Source organism: Nocardia pneumoniae NBRC 100136 (assembly GCF_000308755.1).
GTDB lineage: Bacteria > Actinomycetota > Actinomycetes > Mycobacteriales > Mycobacteriaceae > Nocardia > Nocardia pneumoniae.
Genome location: NZ_BAGF01000146.1, coordinates 1 through 21,468, shown reverse-complemented (window position 1 = coordinate 21,468; position 21,468 = coordinate 1). Strand labels below are relative to the sequence as shown.

At 63.6% G+C, this 21,468-nt stretch carries 13 protein-coding genes and 7 pseudogenes; 13 read left to right on the top strand and 7 right to left on the bottom strand.

Going from position 1 to position 21,468, the window contains the following annotated elements; genetic code table 11:
- The first annotated feature begins 56 nt into the window (after positions 1-56).
- The 9 genes and pseudogenes from ON34_RS35110 (at position 57) to ON34_RS29365 (ending at position 11,074) form a co-directional block, all read left to right on the top strand.
- Positions 57-374: a hypothetical protein gene (locus ON34_RS35110; RefSeq protein WP_083889880.1), complete on the top strand. Its 318-nt coding sequence runs from the start codon at positions 57-59 to the stop codon at positions 372-374.
- A gap of 542 nt (positions 375-916) precedes the next feature.
- The gene (locus ON34_RS29395) at positions 917-2,689 is read left to right on the top strand and encodes an acyl-CoA dehydrogenase (protein WP_157172474.1); all 1,773 of its coding nucleotides are present in this window, start codon (positions 917-919) and stop codon (positions 2,687-2,689) included.
- A gap of 105 nt (positions 2,690-2,794) precedes the next feature.
- The gene (locus tag ON34_RS29390) at positions 2,795-3,322 is read left to right on the top strand and encodes a pyridoxamine 5'-phosphate oxidase family protein (RefSeq protein ID WP_051023299.1); all 528 of its coding nucleotides are present in this window, start codon (positions 2,795-2,797) and stop codon (positions 3,320-3,322) included.
- A 1,817-nt stretch (positions 3,323-5,139) separates the two neighbouring features.
- Positions 5,140-5,883 carry an NAD(P)H-binding protein gene (locus tag ON34_RS29385; RefSeq protein ID WP_040785765.1) on the top strand — a complete coding sequence of 248 codons (744 nt, stop codon included), beginning with the start codon at positions 5,140-5,142 and terminating at the stop codon, positions 5,881-5,883.
- On the top strand, positions 5,880-6,362 hold the full coding sequence (locus ON34_RS29380; RefSeq protein WP_040785822.1) for a cupin domain-containing protein: 483 nt from the start codon (positions 5,880-5,882) through the stop codon (positions 6,360-6,362). Before ON34_RS29385 ends, ON34_RS29380 begins: the two co-directional genes overlap by 4 nt.
- Before the next feature lie 259 nt (positions 6,363-6,621).
- Complete coding sequence (locus tag ON34_RS35105; protein WP_174372089.1) at positions 6,622-7,008, top strand: hypothetical protein; 387 nt, start codon at positions 6,622-6,624, stop codon at positions 7,006-7,008.
- 35 nt (positions 7,009-7,043) lie between these two features.
- Positions 7,044-7,325 (top strand): annotated as a pseudogene (locus ON34_RS38665) (type VII secretion target); the annotation flags it as partial.
- Between the two features lie 57 nt (positions 7,326-7,382).
- Positions 7,383-8,987 carry a hypothetical protein gene (locus ON34_RS29370; protein ID WP_040785764.1) on the top strand — a complete coding sequence of 535 codons (1,605 nt, stop codon included), beginning with the start codon at positions 7,383-7,385 and terminating at the stop codon, positions 8,985-8,987.
- A complete protein-coding gene (locus tag ON34_RS29365) occupies positions 8,987-11,074 on the top strand; it encodes a hypothetical protein (protein ID WP_040785763.1) in 2,088 nt (695 codons plus the stop codon). The genes ON34_RS29370 and ON34_RS29365 overlap by 1 nt, the downstream gene beginning before the upstream one ends.
- A gap of 115 nt (positions 11,075-11,189) precedes the next feature.
- On the opposite strand, the gene ON34_RS36455 is transcribed toward ON34_RS29365, so the two are convergent.
- Positions 11,190-12,224: a hypothetical protein gene (locus ON34_RS36455; protein ID WP_157172473.1), complete on the bottom strand. Its 1,035-nt coding sequence runs from the start codon at positions 12,222-12,224 to the stop codon at positions 11,190-11,192.
- Positions 12,225-12,622: 398 nt separating this feature from the next.
- Here ON34_RS36455 and ON34_RS29355 point away from each other — a divergent pair.
- From ON34_RS29355 to ON34_RS29345, 3 pseudogenes are all read left to right on the top strand, one after another.
- Positions 12,623-12,997, top strand: a pseudogene (locus tag ON34_RS29355) (IS256 family transposase); the annotation flags it as partial.
- 79 nt (positions 12,998-13,076) lie between these two features.
- Positions 13,077-14,875 (top strand): annotated as a pseudogene (locus tag ON34_RS29350) (IS481 family transposase).
- An 82-nt stretch (positions 14,876-14,957) separates the two neighbouring features.
- A pseudogene (locus ON34_RS29345) lies at positions 14,958-15,359 on the top strand (IS256 family transposase); the annotation flags it as partial.
- Between the two features lie 15 nt (positions 15,360-15,374).
- On the opposite strand, the gene ON34_RS37870 reads toward ON34_RS29345, so the two are convergent.
- From ON34_RS37870 to ON34_RS37860, 3 genes and pseudogenes are all read right to left on the bottom strand, one after another.
- The gene (locus ON34_RS37870) at positions 15,375-15,629 is read right to left on the bottom strand and encodes a GntR family transcriptional regulator (RefSeq protein WP_083889877.1); all 255 of its coding nucleotides are present in this window, start codon (positions 15,627-15,629) and stop codon (positions 15,375-15,377) included.
- Positions 15,630-15,753: 124 nt separating this feature from the next.
- The gene (locus ON34_RS37865) at positions 15,754-16,152 is read right to left on the bottom strand and encodes a hypothetical protein (RefSeq protein ID WP_245548254.1); all 399 of its coding nucleotides are present in this window, start codon (positions 16,150-16,152) and stop codon (positions 15,754-15,756) included.
- A gap of 42 nt (positions 16,153-16,194) precedes the next feature.
- Positions 16,195-17,317: pseudogene (locus tag ON34_RS37860) on the bottom strand (ISAzo13 family transposase); the annotation flags it as partial.
- Positions 17,318-17,370: 53 nt separating this feature from the next.
- Between ON34_RS37860 and ON34_RS35090 the strand changes: the two are divergent.
- Positions 17,371-17,682, top strand: a pseudogene (locus tag ON34_RS35090) (transposase); the annotation flags it as partial.
- On the opposite strand, the gene ON34_RS29335 reads toward ON34_RS35090, so the two are convergent.
- From ON34_RS29335 to ltrA, 3 genes and pseudogenes are all read right to left on the bottom strand, one after another.
- Entirely contained in the window at positions 17,603-18,640 is a 1,038-nt protein-coding gene (locus tag ON34_RS29335) for an IS110 family RNA-guided transposase (protein ID WP_040785754.1), read from the bottom strand. The pseudogene ON34_RS35090 and the gene ON34_RS29335 overlap by 80 nt on opposite strands.
- 223 nt (positions 18,641-18,863) lie before the next feature.
- Positions 18,864-19,310: pseudogene (locus ON34_RS29330) on the bottom strand (IS256 family transposase); the annotation flags it as partial.
- Positions 19,311-19,471: 161 nt separating this feature from the next.
- Positions 19,472-20,902 (bottom strand): group II intron reverse transcriptase/maturase, encoded by a 1,431-nt coding sequence (gene ltrA, locus ON34_RS29325; RefSeq protein WP_245548253.1) that lies wholly within the window; start codon positions 20,900-20,902, stop codon positions 19,472-19,474.
- Positions 20,903-21,468 lie beyond the last annotated feature (566 nt).

Genomic DNA, 21,468 nt, shown 5'->3' with positions numbered 1-21,468 from the left:
GTATTCCATGCGCAGACAGCTGACCGCGGCCTTGTAACTCGGTCATTCACCGGCGTATGTATTTGAGAGTCCTGTCGGCAGGTGATCGTCGGGTTATTCAGGGTTCTTTAAGTAGGATCGCCGCACTGCAACGACTGTTTCGTCACAGCCTGGACATCGTCGGCGTAAAGCCTGAGCGCGTGAGCCTGATCGAGGGTCATGGTGCAGGGATCAGCATCGGTGACTGCGTCGAGATCGGCGCGCTACAGAAGGTCTACGATTCCACCCCGGCCATGTCTCGTTCGGCTCGGCTCGGATCGGTGAAATCCAATCTCGGTCATGCGCAGCCGCCGCAGGGATGCTTGGGCTCATTAAAGTACTACTCTGCGGAATGAAGGGGCAGACGGTTCCGTCTCTCTTCTCCGATCGCCCGAGCGAGCTGGTGGACTGGAGTTCCGGTGGCCTGATACTCGCAAACGCACTGGAGCCGTGGCCATCTCACGACGGCATCCGCTACGCTGCTGTCTCAGCGTTCGGGCTCTCGGGAACAAATGCCCAGGCGATCATCGCCATGCCGAGTCAGGAGTACTGATCGGCCCCATGTGAGCCTCGAAGAGGTCGGCTTCCACGTAGATGTGTGCACCGGTGCAGTACTCCCTGAGCGCGCGACCGGGTTGCGATCGGGTTGTCGTCGAACTCCGGACCGCCGACGGTGGAGTGAAGAAGGTCTGAAGATCGCGCTAGATTTCTTGAGCCTCCGCACCCTGCCGGGCTATTAACGGAGGGAATTTGTGTACTGTGACGCTGACCGTATCCTGTCCACTTCGACATTGAACCGCTTGTTCTCCAGCGGTACGGTGCACCGCTCGGTTACTCGCTGCCCGGGGAAAATGTTATCCCCTGAGTTCGGGGTTCCGCCCTGGGAAAGGTCATTATGTTGCGCAACACTTCCGATTCGTTTGGTGAGTTCATGAAAGTATTTCGGCACGAGCTGTTCGAATTGCCGGAAGGGCAGACCTACGCACAAAGGTGTGCCTTGGCATACCGGCAGATGAAGTTCCTCAATGACCTCGGATACACCGCACGTTCCCTACGCAAAGATCCAGCCAGGCTGCTTAAATTGCTCGAGTGCGCCGCTGTGGCCAGCCCGGTGTTGGCTATGTTGCTGGCCAACCACCATTTCAACACCCTGGGCACAATCTTCGAGCACGCTGGCGATTACTCCGAGCAGATCGACATGATTGACGAACTGGACAGCCTGCGTGCGGTCGGGACGTTTGTAATCACCGAGATCGGTCACGGTAACAGCCACGCCCGGTTGAAGACCGAGGCCCGATTCGACCGCGAGCGCGGAGACTTCGTGCTGCATACGCCGGACCCGTCTGCGCGCAAGTACATGGCGGCCAACAGTTTGCCCGGGGTGGCCAAGCATGGTGTGGTTATTGCGCGGTTGCTCGATGGCGACACCGACCACGGCACATTCCCGTTTCTGGTGCCGCTACGTTCGGATACCGCGGTCCTGCCCGGTATCGACATCCGCCCGATGCCGGAATCGCCATACTCCCCGATGGATTACTCGATCATTTCGTTCGATAAGGTTCGGGTCCCGGGCGCATGCCTTCTCAGCAGCGAGGTCGACGTCGCAGAGGACGGCGCACTGCAGGTTGTGGGTGACAAGGCTCGGCGCGATGCGCGCACGCTGCAATTGCGTCGATATGCCTGGATTGCGCTCGCTGTCCGCGCCGCCGCGACTGGTCGAGCAGTAATCACTGTCGCGTTGCGCTTCGCTCACCGTCGGCACACCCAGTCCTGGGATTCGGAGGCAGAGCGACCTGTACTGGACTATCGGCTTCAGCAGTACGAGCTGTTCGGCGCGCTCGCGTCGGTCTATGCGACGACATCCCTGGTGGAACGGGCAAAAGCAGGATGGCTCGACACGCTCGATCCTCGTACTGTGGACTCGGCGTGGGCGCCCGGACAGGCGTTTCACCGCACGCTCAGTCTGGTCCGGGTGGCCGCCGCCCGCGACGTTGAGCGGGTGGCCGCAGCGTGTAGCTGGCGCAGCGGGGCGCACGGGTTGTTCGGGTCGAACCGGATCGCCGAGTACCACGGTCTCGCGCATATCCTCAATCCCGCCTCCGGCGACGGTGAACTCCTCTCGATGATCGCGGTCCGGGAGATGGTCGCTGAGGAGCACTACCGGCCACCACAGCCAGTGCGGGTCGACCCCGATCCGTGCGATCCGCGATTCTGGTGCTCGCTCGCAGCGATCCGCGAGTGTGCCGTACATGCTGAACTGGTGGCGCGTGTCAGGACCGCACGGAAAGCCGGGGGTGACGAGCACAGTGTGTTCAACGACGTCTTCTTGATCGGGCGCTCGCTGATCGACGCCCATCTGAGCCGACTGACGCTGGAGTGTTTTCTGGATATGGCGGAGGAGGCGCCACTGCGCTGGCTGTGCGCGCTCTATGCCCTGCAACGGCCGGCCGAAGCGTTCGCCTGGCACCTGGCCAACGGATCACTCGCCACGGACACGTTCGCGCAAATCCCGGATGCGATCAACACAGTGTGCGAGCGCCTACAACCGCACGCTCCCGAACTGACCGATGCCTTTGGCCTGCCCGACGAGATAATCCGTGCTCCTCTTGCCACCGAGACGTACCCGGATTCGCTGTTCACCGCAGGTCGCTGGGAAGGTGTCATCAGGTAGCCCAACGACACGATAACGGTAGTTGTCCGACGGTCGCCGCGAACACAAACGAGACCGTGGCAGGCACTGCCAACCACCCGATCGACCTCAACAAGGATGCGGGCAATGTGCACTACGGTCGACCGCGCGGTGACTCTACTCACCCGCTCACGGTTCCTCACGCTGGCCACCTCCGACCCGGCAGATCGGACAGGACCGTGGGTGGCGACGGTCAGATATGTTGTCAGCGACACCGGCACACTGTTGTTCGGATCGGTACTCGACGCCCGGCACAGCCGACACATCGAAGCCCAGCCGCAGGTAGCTGCCACCGTGTGGCATCTCGGCGCCGATCCCGAGGTCACCGACAGCGTGCAAATGCACGGATGGTGCACTCGGGTCCCCGCCGACGAGGCGCCTCGGCTCCACGAGCAGTTGCTCGCCAAAGGTTTCCCCAATCCCGATACGCGGGCGGAAGCCCTCTCCGGACTGCCGCTGGCACGGTTCCAACCGGGCGGCACCCACCGGCTGTACACGATCACACCCACCGACTGCTGGGTGCGCGACAAGACCGCCTGGCATCAGACTCACATTGACCGACGCATCAAGGTCCCTACAGACAACTTGATCAACAGGTTGCGGGCTGTCCGCTGAATGGGGTGAGAAGAGCCCAGGACGATGCCACGCGAATGGGTTGCTGCGCGGAGCGGTGACAACTGGACCTGCCCCACGCTCTGGGCTCCGGCCGCGGTCGCTGACCGACGGCGGAGACGGGGGTCTTCTAATTAACGCCGCAGGTCAACGAGCTGACCGAAATGTGCGCACTCCCGCGACGGGCGGACGACCTCCCAATTCCCAGCGATAGGGCCGCGGCGCCATCACCGGTGAGTGGTGACGTCGCCGCGCCGGAACGCGGTTGTGGTGCGGACAGGACGCGGGCACGCGCCCGCGCGGGCTCAAGGTCGGGCGGCGCGCTGCGCGGTCTAGTGGGTTACGGGGACCGGGCGCAGCCGCAGCACACCGCGCTCCTCCCCGCCAGGGGGTAGTCACCGCACCAGCGATCCGGCACCGCCGAATCGGAGTTCGCGGGAGCGGCCCCGGCGAAGCCGAGGTGGTGGTCGAGACGCTCGTAGTCGCCACGGTGAGGGACTGCACGACAGGGGCGGACGCGGACATGCGCGGGCCTCCTGGGATCGGTGAGGGCGGACACAACGCCGCCGGGACGGGCAGGGGTGAAGCAGGAGAGGCCAGAACTGCTGCGGTGAGCCAAAGCGGTCACGCAGTGACAGTCGTCGGCTATGCCCGCGCGGAGTGATCGGCGTGAAAGTGCAATTCGTGATCGACACAGATTATTTCAGAAAATATTCAGAATTCTTGGCTACACCGACAAGGTTTGCCTGACTAGCGTAGAGAATCGCAAGCTCAAATCACCCACCCCACGCGAGTGTGTGCAGACACAACGTCCAGGGTGGAGTCGGAGAGATCTGCTGCACCGGAGAGCGAGTAAGTATGACAGAGCGCACGGAACCCGGACTGGGCATAGAGCCAACTGACGTGCATCCTGCGTCCGCAGTCAGGTCGGCCGACGGCAACCTTTCGAACGAGGATGCGAACGACCACATGTGGTTGGTAGCGCTTGTATCGCCAGCGGGTGCCTCACAGGTTCTCGCAAGCTACATACGACAAACAGAGATAACAATTCAAGAACTGGTCGACTGTCTATCGACCGATGAGGCGGGCCAGCCTGTGGAGAATTACCCCCCATATTACCTCCCACCATTAACCGAGGAACCGCAGTCTTTCTCCGGCCTCGCTGGCACGGCCTAGGTGGACGTCTGTAGTGAATTGAAGTCGGCAAATTCCGCATGGCAGAGCACTGAAAAACCCGTGGAAGCAACCATCGACAATATGAGGCTGATCTCCGATTCTGCAGCTAACCGCATGAACCTGTTGATCAGGGATCCAAACTTTACGCTTGGATCTGCAGTCGTGCGTGGACCTTCGCCAGCATCGAATCAGCAAACCGGGGTGTATATGACTGCGGAAACCGAGCAATCTTTGGCGGCGTCGCTCCATGCTGCGATGGATGCCGCATCCCAATGCATTGTAAACGCAATGAACGCGGCGCACGTAGAAGTATTTGGTTTGCCGCCCGTTCCGGACATCCCCGGACGCTTGCGGTCACCATTCTCGATGCGTCTGCGAGATCGACACGGACCGGACGCCCCATCCCCGTGTAGCCCCCCGAATGTCGACTGCAACGGCTGCGAAACATTATGCGAGCGTTATTTGAGATATGAAGAAATTATGAAATTGACAGACTGGGGTCCACTGTGGTCACATGCGTGAAGTCGACTGGGTTCGTAACGATCGAAGCGTTACACCGCATCACTCTAATAAGGAAGGCGGTATGTGACTTTACTTGAGGCAGCCCAATGTGATGTGAATCTGTACTAAACCTAGGAGTTCGGATGTACGTGGTCATGGGGGGGATCGCCGCTATCGGTTGCCCCCTGGTCGACGCATTGTTCGTGGCGGACAGGCATGTCCGGGCGGTCTCGCGTCAGCCCGGCGCAGGCTTTCTCGATGAAGTGGAGGTTGTATCCCCCGAAACGGTCCAGGCTGCCGTGTCGGGTGTGGAGAGCGTGTTTGTCCACCCGCGGGCGAGCAAGGATCATGTCAGCGAACTGCTGCGACGGGCAGTGATATTCGGTGTCGGCCAAGTGGTTGCCATGTCGGCAAGCAGCGCCGATGACGAACCCGCGCATCAGCCCTCCCGGCACAACGGTGACCGCAACACAGAGGTGGAGCAGGCCCTCGTGGCAAGCGGACTGCCGTGGGTGAGCGTGCGACCGAGTCCATTTGCCATGAACACAGTGGCGATGTGGCGCAAGCAGGTGGCCGCTGGAGACACCATCTTCGACCCGTATGCGTCAATCACCGGTCCCGAGGCCGTGAGCCTGGAGCGGATGGTCGCCGTCATCGGTGCGGTGATCGGCAGACCGCTTCGCTACCAGCATATTCCGCCTGAGGCAGCCGCGCGCGCGATGATCGAGCACGGTCTCGGCGAGCGGTTCGTGCTAGCGCTCATGGACCGCTACGCCCGCGAACTGGACCGAACCCTCACGGTCACCGACGAGGTGGACGCGATTCTCGGGCATCCGGCCTGTTCGTTCGCGACCTGGAGCGCCGATCATCGGGAGGAGTGGACGTGACCGTACCACCGTTCTGCTCCAGCGACGATCAGCACCGCGCGGTCTGGCATCTCGGCGCGCTGGTTCAATTCGACGCCACCGCGAGCCAGACCGACGGCCGGTTCGCCATCACCAGGCATACCTGCCGTCGCGGTACCGCGGCTCCGCTGCACCGGCACGAGCACGAGGACGAGATCTTCATTGTCCTGGCGGGCGAACTCACCGTGTATGTTGCGGGACGGTGGTTCCACGTCCGGAGCGGGTCCACCGTCTTCGCGCCGCGCGGACTAACCCACGCCTATCGGGTGGATTCACAGGTCTGCCAGTTTCTTTCCGTGATCACGCCGGGCGGGTTCGAGCAATGGTTCGCCGAAACCGGCCGTCCGGCCGAATCCCTGTCTCTTCCTCCTGCACCGACCAGTGCGCCCGACACCGCCGAACTCACCGCCGCGGCTGCCAACCTTGGCGTCGAAATACTCGGCCCTACTCCGATACTGTGACCGGACCTCTCGCCTCGGGGGCGAGGCGTAACCGACGGGGCAGGCCGAATAGACCTTCGTTTCTCCGTTGCTTCCGGCTTTACCCGGTTGCGGCATCGCCCCTGTCCGATGCTCTCTTGCCGCACCACAAGAAATATTCATGCGTCTCAGCATGTTCGGTGCCAATTAGCCTGGGTGCACGGATTGCCTCACATTCGGAGGGTAACGATCCCCGCATTCGAAGTCGCATTGTGAGACGAGAACCCCTTCAAATCAGCCTATGAGAGACATCCATCCCAACGTGCGCGCCGCACTCGGCATGGCGCGGGAGTTACGGCACCGCCTCGCCGATATGCGTGAACGGGCCGATGAGATCGTTGCGCGTCGGCCGTCTCCAAGTGGGTTGGTTATTCCCGAGGTCGACGCGAGGGGACGGCTGCGTGACCTGTATCTGGCCCCGGGAACCTGCAGCCGATTCGGGAATTCGGAACTGGCCGCCGAAATCATAGCTGCTATCACCGAAAGCGCCAGCGACGCGCGGCGGCAGTACGTCATCGCCATGAACGATACCGACAATCTGCCGCGGCCGCTTGCGGAGCTCGTGCGGGAATGGCGGGCGGCGGGCGAGTCGGACCAGCAGGTCCCCAATTCTGGGAAGGTGGAATAATAAATTGAGATAGTCGGCCGGAGGGCGAGTCGAGCATGTCCCAATACCTGGAAATTGATCCGAATGAGCTGCGCAGAATTGCCGAGCGTCACGAACGGGTTGCTGCCAACATCCGGAAATGGGGTGAAATTCCACGCGCGTGGCTCGCCGACTTCCCATCCAGGTACGGCACGATCGCCGAGCCGGTGCGGGCTGCCCTGGTGGACTACTATGATAGGCGCCATGCCAGGGCGGAACGTCTCGCGGCTGACAATTTGCGGACACGAGATGAATTGATCGCGTCGGCGCGAGCACTCGAAGACGCCGATCGGTCCGGCGCGAGTGAGATCGCAGTGCTGGGTGGTTTCGACGGCAAAGCATATCGAGTCGGTCCCATGCCCGGCGCACCGACGGATCTCGCGCCGCTGGTGAACGGCACCCAACTGGCGGAGCCTTCTACCGCCACACCGCGGGCTCGGGACGTGCCCAGGGAGACCGGCCGCTCCGAACAGACACCCCTGGCGCCCCCCGCATCCACGCCACGGACCTATGCCGCCGCGCCGATCGGGACGATGCTGCCCTCGGTTGACGCATCACACTCCGGCCCAGCGGACGTACACGTGACGCCCGTCATCGATGCCGGCAACGTCGCGAGCATGGCCGTCGACGGGAGTCATAGCGCTGCAAGCACGGTCGGTGGGATAGGTGCCCCCTTGGCGGCGGGCCTCTTCGCGGGGCGGGTCGTTGCGAGTGCTGCGGGCATGGGCAGCGGGGTGCTTACACCGCTCGCGACTGGCGCGTTCGTAGCGGCGGTCCATGCGGCCGAGAGCAAGCGGGCGCTGCCGTCGTTTGTCGTCGGTCAGCAGGTTGAAGAGGATTTGGTGCTCGCCCGCACGCTGCTGGCTACCATCCTTGCCGCCGTGGCTGGTTCGACGCGTGGTCTGGAATGGGCAGTGGCGGTGGGGCGGACTCCCGTCGGAGCCGTCGTTGTGTTGACTTCGAACGAAGGGCGCGGCTGGCTGCCTCCGGGATTGTTTCTGCCGTCGGAGGTCGTTCTTCCGTGGAGGTGGGACTCGGTCCTCGGCTCTGCGGGTCGGAAGGCCGTCGCGGCATTGGAAGGCACCGCCGACCCGGCTCGGATACTTGCCGAGTTCGGTTTGATCGTGGGTCGTCGCGGGAGGGTCAGGATCAGCGCCCTGGTGTCGTCCGCGGCGGTTCCCGAAAGCCTGCGCGCGGCGCTTGGCGACAATGCCGCCGTCGAGGGCCGGGTGTGCGCCGCTGAGTCCGCGGTCGACCTTACCGCGCCCGGTGTGGGTTTGGTGGATCGGCTCACGCTGGCCGGGTCGGACGGGTTACTGCGCGAAGCTGCGACCGTGCCAGAGGCCAACATTCGGGCGAAGTGTCTCGAGCTGGCCCGAGCGGCGGATGCGCGCGTCTGCGCCTCCGTCCCCGTCATCGACGTGGAGATCTCCGCCCACCGCGCCCGGCGGCGACGAATCCTCGATGCATTGCAGGCCGGTCTGCCTGTTCCGGAGAGCTGGTGGGACCAGATACGCGCCGCCGACGCAATGACGGCGGCGGCACTACGGTCACGGAGGGTGGACATATCCCACCTACCTGTCGGTGCTCGCATGGAGGTATCCGGCACGGAAGCTCTACGCGGCATGGTTTTCGAGCGCCGTGCCGACGAACTGCTGCTGTTGCTCGCCGGGGGCGAACCCGAGCGGCAGACCCTGCGCGATGCGTACTACACCTACGGCCAGATAGTCGAGCACCCGCTGCTCCCGACGACAGCGCGTGCGGTAGCGGCACAGACGACGGAGACAACGGGCACAGCCACGGCGGCCCGGGACGCACTGGCCGCCCGCAGTGTTGGACCCGGTTCCCTCGGTTCTGTCAGCGTCAGTTCCATCGGCCTCGGCGGGGCTCGCCGGTCCATCACCGAATTGCGGAGCGGTCCAACGGACTCCGAGAGCTCCAGCGCGCGGAGGAGTGACTAATGAGCAAGGTAGACGACGCCGTCGATTTGATCGACGGCCACTACGAGGATTCGTTCTGGGGGAATGATCAGGCAGGATTTCAGAACGACCAAGCCAGAGAATCGTTGGATGCACTGGCCGATTTGAAAAATCCGGACGAATTCGAGGAGGCATTCGACAGACTGTCTCCCACGTTAAGGGAAACTCTCGCTGAGACAGCCCAACGTCAGGGCCTCGACGATGACGACAAGTACAGTCACATTATCAACTCGCTCGCGACCGGCGACCCTTCAGTGGTCGTCAATGCCCTGAGGGAGCCGGAGTTCGACGACGATTCCGGGGGGTGGTCCGGGCTGGGGCCCGACGAGGGAGAACATGCGCAAGACGCTTCCCTGTGGATACCGCGGGGTGCCAGTGAGGCGCTGAAATCGCTGATCAAGGACACCGAGTTCACGATGCAGTGGGGATTCGACACACTCGGCATCGGTAATCCGGGGGCCGCACCTGACTTCACCACGGTGCTCGACGGCGAACGGGTCACGACCGCGGACGGCTGGTCACAGATCATACGCCAGCATGGTGACCTGAATGAACGGCTGACCAAACGCCAGGATGAGTACACCGGTGAGGACGGGGGCGTCAAAATCACCACGTTGGACACCGAGATCACGGGCTCCGACGTCTTCCAGGATCTCAAGAAAATCAAGGACAATCTCAACGAGAGGCTCCAGTTCGAGTTTCCGGGTTATGTGCGGGACGGCGACGAGATCCAGTACAGCTATAGGGATGTCGACAATTATCGGACGGGGATGGTCGTTTACAAGAAGAACGAGGATTCGGGCAATTTCGTCCTGACCGCTGAAGCGGAACAGCAATACTTCGTCAAGTACATCGACGAGGCCGCCGAAAACTGGGAGAGGAAGTACGCAGAAGCGACCGAGCAGTTTCAGCAATACGCCGATCAGATCGACAAAGGCAACGCGGGCGATGATGGCGGCGATGCCGGCGACGATGGCCGCGATACGGGCGGCGATACCGGTGGCGCTGGCGGCGATTCGGGCGGTGATGGCGGCGATACCGGCGACGATGGCGATTCTACTGACCCGATTCAGGATAGTAATTTTCCGTTACCGGTTCAGGGTGCTTCGACGACAGAATCCGGTTCCCTCGAGGAAGATTGGAGTTCCACGTACGACGATTTGCTCGGGGGGGCTGTGGATACCGCTGGCTCGTTGGACAGTACCTCTCTAAGCGGTGTCACGCCCGAACTCGACAGCACCAGTGGTATCTCGTCGGGCACGGACCCCGGTTCTCGGATCTCGGCGGCGCTGGGTTCCGGAACTGGTTCGGTGACCGGCATAGGAACCGAAAATACCTCGATTCCAGCTAGTTATGACAATGGCGCGGATGTACTGAATCAACTTGCGATGATGTCGGCTCTGGGACAGATGGCGAACCCAGGCAACCGTCTCGCCCGCGACGACAGTGGCCACGACGATCGAGATTCACGAGAGTACCCTCAACACATGGGGGAGCGGAACGGCACCGCGCCAGCGGCTACCACCAACCCCGCTGTTCAGACGGCTCCTACCGGCGTGACGGCGCCGACCAACGCTGGTACGCCGCCGCCGGTGACGACACCGGGCGCGATGGTGGATGTCCCGATCGACAATACGACGGTGAAGGCGTCGCAGCCGGTGGCGGAGGCGTTGCAGAAGCAAGTGCAGAACGTCGCGATGGATGCGATATCCACGTACCGGGGCACTGCGGGTGAATTGTCCGCGGACCACCCGCCTGCGGTGATCAATAGTCGTGACCCAGGCGCGTTCAATACGGGCGATATTCTTCAGTGGGAGCGGCACAACGCGCTTATCGTCAAGGAAAACAATCAACTTTTTGTCCTCGATAACGGCCGTCTCATTCCCTTCGATGCCAACAAGCCCCCGTTGGAGGAGAAGTACGGAATGTTCACGGGCTACATCCACCCGACCGGCCTGGATGGCGCCGCCGGTGGCGACCCCGCAGTCGCGGCTGCGCCCGCTCCGCCGACCGTGAGCGCACCGCAGCAGCCTGCCGGTGCGCCGCCTGTCTCACCACCGCAGATCTGAGCGGCTGGAAGGGGTAGTCCAGAGGAATGGCATCGTCATCGGTGCCGAGCCACGAGTGGCCCGCGGCCATTCGCGGGCGGAAGAACCACCTCGGCACCGCGCACCGGTTCCCGCATTACGCGGTACTCCATGTGGGTATGCCGTAGACGTTGAGTTTGTCGATGCCGTAGTCGGCGGAAAAGCCCAGTCCCACTGCCGAGTATCGCAAGGTCGCCCCCGCCGATCCTGCCGCCAGGGCAAGGGCCTCGACGCCATGGGGCGTGCCGTGGTGCCGGGACGCCAGTTCGTATGCCAGCCCGGTGAAGTCGTCGCGGCGGCGGGCGACCAAATGAAGTGAGAAGTCAGGGGCACCTCGACCGCGTGCACAGCAGACGAAGAAGCTATGCCGGTGGAGTTCGGCTGCGTCGACACCACACCGAACGAGCTCGGACAGGACCTGCCATGCCGGATCACCGAAGTGACGGATCATTTTCATCGGCACGCCGACATCGTTGTATCGGGCCTTCAGGTAGATCTTGTGGTTCACCTCGCCGTGCGCGTCCACCTCGATCGCGGCGCCAACAGGCGTGATGAGCTTCTCATGGTCGGGTACCGACGCCAATCCGGCGAACCCGGGCAATGCCCTGCACAACTGGTACAGCCCGCCCGGCCCGGTCGATGGACCTCCATATACCTTGAGGCGCGCTACATCATGTGGCGCTGCGGCGTGATGGACAACCCCTATCCACAGCGGGGAGCGATGCCGCCACATCGGAGTTTTCATGGTATCGGGATATAGCGTCGTGACAAAGGACAGCAGCAGGTCTGCCACTGCCTGGTCTCCGTACGGCAACCATGCGACGAGATCTCGGATCGCGGCGAGTTGAGCAGCGACGCGAGAGCCGAACTCTGTCTCCGGTACCGCGGTGGCGGTGACGTAGCGAATGACCGGAGTGAACTGGCCTCGGCCACCGGACACGCTGGCTTCCAACGGAACACACGAGCTGGTCAGCACGCTGGCGCGGTGCACATCCGCCCTTCGTGCGTCCAGCTGTCCTCCACGAACGCGCTTCACCATGGCGCGAATGGACGCTGGATCACAACCGATTCTCAATCGCTCGGCCAAGTCGACCAGAAATTCTCCCACAGCTTCAGCCGCCGCTGTTGTCAAGGCTGTTGTCAAGCATTGTGCCGCAGGAGGAACTTCCGGGGTAACGTGTGTATTCTTTGACATTCTTGCCCAGATCGACGAACTCTCTCATCCCCCTCCTTCCAATTCTTCCGTATCCCCGTCCGGGGGAGGTGCGCATGTGTGGCCTTGGTCTGCCTTGTCGATCGACAGCATCCCTCAACCGGGGTATCCAGCGGTACTGCACAGCGACAATGGCTCGGAGCCGGAAGGTGCGGCGATGCGGGAGTGAGCCGGTGGACAGGCGTTGCGTCCGGCAGAGTGGTGTAGGAATCGGACCGGCCGGTTCGACGATCGGCGTGTCGTAGCCGAGTAGAGGTGGTCACCGCGTGATCCTTCAACAGACCTACCAAGTCGCTGAAGGAAGAAAGCTTCACGCGATGACCTCTGTCGAGCCTATCGACCCGTCCAAGTTGCTGTCGGACCAACTCGCCGTAGCTAGCCCGGATCTGCTGCGCAACATGATGTCCACGTTCATCCAGGCCCTGATGGGCGCCGAAGCCGACACTGTGTGCGGCGCCGGCTACGGCGAACGCTCCGACGAGCGGGTGAACTCACGAAATGGCTACCGCCACCGCGACTTCGACACTCGTGCCGGCACGATCGACGTTGCGATCCCTAAACTGCGCTCGGGCAGTTACTTCCCGGATTGGCTGCTCGGGCGCCGCAAAAGCGCCGAACGCGCACTCACCAGTGTGGTGGCGACCTGCTACCTGCTCGGGGTCTCCACCCGCAGCATGGAGAAGCTTGTCGAATTGTCGTGTGAAGGCTCAGGACCTGGTTGACTCGGTGTTCTCGGGACCTTGTTGACAAGATCGGTTCGTCCGGCGATGCTTGCTGGCCGTGCCGAATGGGCAAACAAGTCGGGATTGGTTGGTAGAGCAGCGTTTCGCGCTGTGTTAGAGGTGTTGGACGGATCGCCGGTCAGTGAAGTGGCGGTCCGGTACGGGGTATCGCGGCAGTCGATCTACAACTGGAAGGCCAAGTACCAGGCTGGCGGGGTCGACGGGTTGCGAGCCGTATCGAGCAGGCCGCGGACGAGTCCGACGCGTGTGCCCGCCGACGTAGAGGCCCTGGCGTGTGAGATGCGCCGTGCGCACTCACGTTGGGGTGCGCGGCGTATCGCGTTCGAACTCGCACAGGCCGGTGTGACCGCGGCACCGTCACGAGCGACTGTGCATCGGATTCTCGTTCGCAACGGCCTGATCCGAGCGCAGGAACAGCGGCACCGACGCAAGTATCGGCGGTGGCAGCGGGAAGCACCGATGCATCTGTGGCAGCTGGACCTGGTCGGCGGTATCTACCTCGCCGATGGGCGAGAGTGCAAGATGCTCACAGGAATCGACGACCATTCACGATTCGTCGTCATCGCCGCGGTGCTGGCAGTGCCATCGGGTCGCGCGGTCGCCGACGCCTTCCTCAAGGCAATGAGGGTCTACGGAGTGCCGTCAGAAGTGCTGACCGACAACGGAAAACAGTTCACCGGACGCTTCACCCGGCCGCGGCCGGCGGAGGTGTTGTTCGAGCGAGTGTGCCGGGAGAACGGGATCACCACCCGCCTGACCAAACCGTTCTCGCCGACCACGACCGGAAAGATCGAACGCTGGCACCAGACGCTACGCCGAGAGCTGCTGGATGCGTCTGGCCCGTTCACGGATCTGCCAACCGCCCAGGCCGCGATCAGCGAATGGGTTCACACCTATAACCATTCCCGGCCGCATCAAGCCCTCGACATGGCGACCCCGGCCAGCCTGTTCCGCCCCAACGCCCAGCCCGAACCGCTCAAAGTCACCACCGATCTGCCTGCGGTGTCCGATGTCGCCGCCATTCCTGTCAGCCCGACGGTCGAACCGGACCCGGTGCCCGGCCTGGTGCTGGCGTCCTCGGCCGGGGCGGTCGAGTTCGACACGGTGATATCCGCCAGCGGCCAGCTTTCAGTCGCAGTCCACAGAATCAAGATGGGCGCCCAGCGGGCCGGGCAACTCGCGCATGTGTGGGTCGACGAACACAGCATCCACATCCTCCTCGACGGACAGCTCGTCAAGACCATGCCGTCCAACCTCGACGCCGAAGACCTCCACCAGCTCAGAATGCGCGGCGCGCGCCCGGCAGGCCCACCCCCTGCGGGACGGTCCAGCCAGAAGGCAGGCGCGTTAGCCGCCGACGCGGTAATCGAAATCGACCGTGCTGTCGGCAACAACGGAGCACTCATCCTGCTCGAGCACCGCCTCAAGGTCGGTGCCGAACTGTCGGGCAAGCGCGTCACCCTGCGCCTCGACGGTCACCTCATCCACGTGGTCCACGACGGCGTGCTCGTCAAGACACTGCCCTCACCGATTCCCGCCGACGAACGCGGCAAGCTCCGCGGAGCCCGCGTCGCCACCACCCAGCTTCCGCCACCGGCTGCCGGACCCATCAGCGTCCAGCGCAAAGTCCCCGCCGACGGTGTCGTGATGGTCGCCCGCCAAAACATCCGCATCGGCCGCACCTACGCCGGTCAGATCGTCAGCATCCACGTCGAAGACACCCACTTCCGCGTCCCCCTCAACGGCGCCGAACTGTCCATCCACGCCCGCAAGACCCAGCACCCCGTCCGCCGCTGGAAAGCCAAAATCCACGCTCCCCGAATCTAATCCGGGCGTCCGACACCTCTCGAGACCTTCAACCAGGTCCTGAGCCACCCAAGCCAAACAGCTCCTGAGACCGCACACGACAGTCGAATCACTCGGTGTGACAAAGCTTTCCAAGTCGCAGGTGTCGATCATGGCCGCCGAGCTCGACGCCCAGGTCGAAGCGTTCCGCACCCGCCCACTCGACCAGGGCCCGTACACGTTCGTCGCCGCCGACGCCCTGGTGTTGAAGGTCCGGGAAAACGGGCGCGTGGTCAACGTGCACACCCTCGTCGCCCCCGGCGTCAACGCCGACGGCTACCGGGAGATCCTCGGTGTCCAGGTCACCAGCGGCGAGGACGGCGCGGGCTGGCTGGCCTTCTTCCGCGACCTGGTCGCCCGCGGGCTGTCCGGGGTCAGCCTTGTCACCTCCGACGCGCACGCTGGGCTGGTGGCCGCGATCGGAGCCACCCTGCCCGGCGCTTCGTGGCAGCGGTGCAGAACCCACTGAAGCTGTAAAGATTCAACTTGGCGTTTCGTAGTCCTTGTTCGTGGCGATGAAGGTGAAAATTTCGGTGGCGGTGGTGAATCGGTGTGTGGACGGGGTGATGGTGTGGCCGTTGTGTTGCAGCAGGGGTAGGACATCGTCGATAGCGTTGCGGATGGTGCCGCGGCTGACGCCGAACAGTTCGGCGAGGGTGTGCTGGTCGCATAGTTTCCGCTGGTCCAGCACTGTGGCCAGGATCCTGTCGGCGTCGGTGATCTTCTGGCGGAACATGCCGCCGCGGGTACCGGGTCGTCGTTCGCCCCGCGCTGATGGTGCCTGCGTCGTTCGATCGCGGCGCGGTAAGGGACGGAGATCCGGTCGGCCAGGGCGTGGAAATGGTCGCGGGGCATGCCGGTCAGGCTGGGATGGGCCAATGCCCGTGAAAATTCCATTTTGCTTGTGGCGGTGTCGTTCTCGAGCCGATCACGCAGGTCTGAGACGCTGGAGAAGTAGTGCGGGGTCTGAGAGATAGCGATCTGTTGTTCCTCGAGGAGAGCCGGGTTTCCCTGATCGCTTTGCCGATGCTGTTCGGGTTGATGCCGAGGAGGTCGACCAGGACTTTCTGCGGGCAGACCCGGCGCAGGTAGACCACGGTGACCAGAACCTTGTCGGCGGGCCTCAACAGCGGCCGGCCGTGGTCGCCGCGCTCCTGGCGGCGCGGTCCGCCGCGCTGCAGGTACTTGCGTTGCTCGGCCAGCGCGGCTTGTGCCGGGGCCAGCCGGTCGCACAGCCGGCGCAAATCCTCGCTGGACATTGGGACAGGTCCCGCTCGTCGGTGGTGACGGCCCGGCCGCTAGGCACCGGTGTCCAGTTCGGCGTGAACACGCAGCCCAGTGCGGGTCCTGGTGGCCGCGATGCTGTTCACGACCACCTCGTGGCTGGTCAGCGGTCTACCGCGCCAGTTCATGGTGATATGGGAGAACAACCGGTGCTCGATCTTGTTCCATTTCGAGGTGCCAGGCGGGAAGTGACAGACGGTCACGGTCAACCCTGTCTCGGCGGCGAACGCGGCGAGTTCGGCCTTCCACAGCCGATAGCGGTAGCTGTTGGAGCCACCGCAGTCCGCGGTGATCAACAGCCGATCGGCATCCGGGTGGTCCAGCCGCCCGCGGGAGCGCCACCAGCGCCGGATCGATTCCACGGCGAACACCGAGGTGTCGTGGTCGGTTCCCACGTTCACCCACCCGGTGTCGTTGGCGATGTCATAGATGCCGAACGGGATCGCCACCTCAACGTCGGGGCCGATGAAGTAGAAGCTGTGATCCTCGACTTCGATCGGTTCGCCTTTCGGGCGCCACTGACGTCCCGGGTTGGGCAACTGCCCAAGCTGCTCCTTTCTTCTTGGCGTCGATGCTGATCACCGGCTGCCCGTCCGCGTGATGCTGCTTGACCTGCTCGTTGATATACCGGAACTGCACGCCCCGATCGGCGTGCTGGGTTCCTTCCAACGTCTTGGCGTTGGCCTGCAGGCTGAAACCCTGCTCCTTGAGCAAACGGCACACCGTCGGCGCGGACACCGCATGCCCCGCCCGGGTCAGCTCTTGTGCCAGATTCCGCAACGACTTCACCGTCCACCGCAGCGGCGACATCGGATCCCCACGCTCGTCCGGTTCCACCAAGGCCAGCAGCGCCTCAACCAGTCCCGGATCCAACTTCTCCCGCCGACTTACGGCCACCGCCGGCCCGCCGCACACGCCCGCCCGGGCAACGGCTGCTCACCGGCCTCCAGCTCGAAAACACCTCTGCGCACTGTGGTTTTCGCTGACCCCTGCCGCCCGGGCCGCCACCCGAACCCCGCCATGCCCCAACGCCCGGGCTTCGCTGGCCAACGCCAACCGCCGCTGCCGCTCGTTCAGATGCGGCAGCAACACCGCCAACCGCCCAGACAAGCCAGCCCCGACCCCACTCACGACCGCCATAGCACACCGAAACACCTTGCGCCACAACACAACACGTTATTACGTTACAGCTTCACTACACGGTGAATCTGATGTCGATCACCCCGAAATCGTCGTGGCCGTGGGTACGGACCCTGTTGCATTCGGTATTCGATCAAGCCGACGCCGAATCCGTTGCCGCCCAATATCATCGGATGCTCGATGCTTTGACCGAGAAGCTACCGAAAGTGGCCGGGCACCTCGACGCCGCCCGTGCCGACTTACTCTCGTTCACCGCGTTTCCTGGGTCTATCTCTAGCTCCTCTGTCAAGGAGCGCTGGCGATTTCGTAAGCGTTGTGGTCGGCGATCATGGCGCGGAAGATCACGTCGGAGAGTCTGCGTTTGAGGATCCGCATCGCTTCCATTCCGCCGTCACCGCCGGCTTTCCGTCGAGCGAGCAGCGCTCGGGCGTCCGGGTGGCAGCGCGCTTGGGTGAGGGCGATCCTGTGGATAGCGGCGTTGAGCTGACGATTTCCGGTGCGGGAGAGTCGATGCCGGGCGCGGTTGGATGACCAGACCGGTAGCGGAGCAGTGCCGTTGTGACGAGCGAAGGCGTCTTTGGAACGGAACCTGTCGACGCCGGCGGTCTCGCCGAGGATCTTGGCCGCAGTCAATGCCGCGCACCCCACAATGGCGAGCAGCGACGGCGCCACGGCAGTCACCCGAACGCCGATCTCGTCGCTGAGGTCGTTGATCTCGTCGGTCAAACGTCGGCAGTGCTCGATCAGTCTCGCCGCCAGACGGGTGACCAGCCCGTCGAAGTCGGCCAGATGTTCTGCGACGCGGTCATAGGCGCTGGCGCGCTCGAGCTTGACCGGTGGCGTCCAGGCCGGGTCGAGTTCGTGCAGGTGCCAGCGCAGCCGGGCGATGATCCGCGTGCGTTCGGCCACGAGATCTTCGCGGTGATCGACCAGCAGCCGGATCTCACGTTCGGTGCCGTCGAGTCGCGCGATCGGCAAGTCCGGTTCACGCAGGGCCGCCCGGGCAACCGCGAGTGCGTCGATCGGGTCGGATTTGCCGTAGGTCCGCCCCGAATCGCGAGCGTGAGCCATAAGCTTGGTCGGAACGCGGACCACACGTTCACCGGCTGCGATCAGATCGCGTTCGAGTCGCCTGGTCATGTGTCGGCAGTCTTCGATAGCCCACAACCTGTCCGGATCCTGTTGCGTCTGCGCCCATTTCATTAGCGCAAGGTGATCGTTGCTGGTCGTGCCAACGGTCTTCGCCGATAGCCGACGGCCGAGTTCGTCGGCGGAGACTGCTGTGTGGGTGCGCTTGTGCGCATCGATCCCGATGACCATCATTGGTTCGCGTCAGCCCTTTTCGATCGCGGGTATGGCACGGACCGGTCGGCAGGCAATCCCCAGTAGGGGCGATGCCACGCTCCTCTTAAGCCATGCCGGCCGATCCCTGGGTGTCGACCGGCCGCAGTAGAGATACAAGCCACGGAGGCGGAGCTAACGGTGGAGCGAACCGGTGACCCGTAGATCGTGACACTGGCGCTAACGGTGTTTGCGGCGATTTCCATCAGTAGGTTTGGGCGTTGGGCCAGCGGTCGGCGAAGGTGATCGCGAAGGCGTTGACCGCGGGTTTCCAGCGCATGGTCCATCGTGCCCGACCGGCGCCGGTGGGGTCGAGGGAACGGGTGACCAGGTAGAGGCACTTCAGCGCGGCTTGCTCGGTGGGGAAATGGCCTCGGGCTTTGATCGCACGTCGGTAGCGGGCGTTCAAGGATTCGATTGCGTTCGTGCTGCAGATGACACGTCGGATCTCGATGTCGTAGTCGAGGAACGGGATGAACTCCTCCCACGAGTTCTCCCAGAGACGCACGATCGCAGCGTATTTCGTGCCCCACCGCTCGGTGAGCTCATCCAGCGCTGCCCGTGCCGCGGTGGCGTTGACGGCGGTGTAGATCGGTTTCACATCGCGGCGCAGCGCGTCCCAGTGCTGGCGGCCGGCAAGCCGGAAGGTGTTGGGGTCGGCCTGGAGCGCGGTGCCGGGGTTGCCCTTCGGTCCGTTTCTCCAGGCCGTCCGCCGAACCCGGCGTGCGGCTCTCACCGCACCGGGCTCTCCACGAATTCTGCTGGTCATGCCTGGTGCTGAATCGTCCATGGGTCCGGGATCTTCGTTCCCCGCTAGCGGTAGCGTTCGATCGTCACCGTCGCGGGTTGGAAGACCCGGAATCCGTTGGCCGACGGCCACCATTGGCCGGGGCCGTAGTAGTGGCGGATGATCCAGCGCGCATTCCGGTTCGGGTGTTTGCTGCGCAGCCAGCGCCAGACGCGCCACCACAGGTGGTGGTTGAGCGCGCCGAACGCCCGACTGGAGGACCCGTGCCGGAAGTATTGCGTCCAACCGCGTGTGATGCGCCCCAACTGCAGGAACATCGTGTGTGCGGGTAGGTATGTCGATTCTCGCCCGGTGACTGCGGTGAGCTTCCGTCGGATGCTTGTCAGCGACTTCTTCGACGGATAGCTGTAGATCAGTCGCCGGGTACTTCCCCTCTGCCGGTGCCGCTGGATGCGGAACCCCAGAAAGTCGAAGCCCTCGTCGATTCCGACCACGCGAGTCTTCTCGGGTGACAATCGCAACCCGATCCGACCCAGGACGGATTCGATCTCGTTGTATAGGTTCTCGGCGTGCTGGCGGGTGCCGAACACCATGACCACGAAATCGTCCGCGTAGCGGACGAGTCGAAAGGTCGCCGCACCCTTTCGGGTGGCGCGCCAGCGCTGGGTTTGTGTTCCCATCGCCTCCCACCGTTGCCGGAAATGCTCATCGAGCACCGACAACGCGAGATTGGCCAACAGCGGGGACAGTATCCCGCCTTGCGGGGTGCCGGTGGTGGTGTCACGATGGACGCGCATCTCGTCCAGTAGTCCGGCCTTAAGAAACGCCTTGACCAGCAACAGGACGCGCCTGTCACCGACTCGTCGACGCAGCCGATCCATCAGGACCGGATGGTCGATCTCGTCGAAACACGACGCGATATCGCCCTCGAAGACCTGCTCATAGCCGCGAGCGGCATAGAAGCGGATCTCCTCGACAGCGTCCTGACACCGGCGTTCCGGACGGAAACCGTAACTGCACGGATCGAAGTCCGCTTCCAGGATCGGCTCCAGCACCAGCTTCAACGACGCCTGCACGACCCGGTCGGTCACAGTCGGAATCCCCAGGCGCCGCATTTTGCCATTCGCCTTCGGAATCATCACCGTGCGCACCGGAACAGGACGGAAAGACCTGTCCCGCAGCGAATCCCTCACCTCGGAGAGAAACCCGACCACACCGCGCTCGCTGTGCTCGATCGACCACGCCGTGGCCCCATCGATGCCAGCGGTCTTGGCGCCCTCGTTTTCCCGCACCCGCGTCCACGCCTCTACGAGGAACGCGGGGTCGGCCACGAGGTTGAACAAATCATCGAAACAACGGCCAGGATCGGCCGTTGTCCAGCAGTGCAGCTTCGTCTGAATCTCCAGTACCCGCCGGCGCGCCACCGAACGGCACTCCAGCAGCGCGCCGATATTCACCAGCGCCTCTTCCGGCATGACAGCTCCGATCTGCCTCATTCGCTGCCGCCCTTCGCCATGTGACCGGCTCTCCCGGCCTCGGACTACTACGGCGGCTCCGCCCTGCCGTTGCCGATCAGCCGACAGCGGACCCAGCCCGGACCACCACGCTGGATGCGCGGAAAGACCAGGCAGACAACGACAGTTCCCGTGTTCACTCGATCACCGATCGACGAGTCTGGTGCCCAGCTATACCCCGGCGGCCCTCGCAAGTACGCCGCAGACCTTCCTCGCGAACTACCTCTGCCGATGGCCTTCGGCAAAGACGGACGCCGCCACCGCAACAACGGCGACGCGCACCGCACCCCGGCCCATATCCGCCAGATTTCGAGCCGGTTCCTGCTAACGAGGCTTCATCGCTGGTTTCTCGCGTGCACCCTCTCGTCTCGCTTGCCGGACCCGCACCATCTGGCAGTACTGGCACGTCCCGGCTTCGTCAGGGCCGCTTCCCACCCTCCCCGGCGCTTCCCGGATCAGGCTGCCCTCAGCTTCACCGAGCCGCTGCGACGTCCCAGCGTCGAAGGTCTCCCACCTCCAATCGGTGAATCAAGCGCCTCACGGCGCAC

Excerpts from the sequence above, each read along its gene's own strand:
- ON34_RS37865 (WP_245548254.1), bottom strand. The coding sequence starts at position 16,152 with ATGTCCAGCGAGGATTTGCGCCGGCTGTGCGACCGGCTGGCCCCGGCA.
- ltrA (WP_245548253.1), bottom strand. The coding sequence starts at position 20,902 with ATGAGGCAGATCGGAGCTGTCATGCCGGAAGAGGCGCTGGTGAATATC.
- ON34_RS35110 (WP_083889880.1), top strand. The coding sequence starts at position 57 with ATGTATTTGAGAGTCCTGTCGGCAGGTGATCGTCGGGTTATTCAGGGT.
- ON34_RS29335 (WP_040785754.1), bottom strand. The coding sequence starts at position 18,640 with ATGATGGTCATCGGGATCGATGCGCACAAGCGCACCCACACAGCAGTC.
- ON34_RS29370 (WP_040785764.1), top strand. The coding sequence starts at position 7,383 with ATGCCCGGCGCACCGACGGATCTCGCGCCGCTGGTGAACGGCACCCAA.
- ON34_RS29365 (WP_040785763.1), top strand. The coding sequence starts at position 8,987 with ATGAGCAAGGTAGACGACGCCGTCGATTTGATCGACGGCCACTACGAG.
- ON34_RS37870 (WP_083889877.1), bottom strand. The coding sequence starts at position 15,629 with ATGTTCCGCCAGAAGATCACCGACGCCGACAGGATCCTGGCCACAGTG.
- ON34_RS29385 (WP_040785765.1), top strand. The coding sequence starts at position 5,140 with ATGTACGTGGTCATGGGGGGGATCGCCGCTATCGGTTGCCCCCTGGTC.
- ON34_RS35105 (WP_174372089.1), top strand. The coding sequence starts at position 6,622 with ATGAGAGACATCCATCCCAACGTGCGCGCCGCACTCGGCATGGCGCGG.
- ON34_RS29390 (WP_051023299.1), top strand. The coding sequence starts at position 2,795 with ATGTGCACTACGGTCGACCGCGCGGTGACTCTACTCACCCGCTCACGG.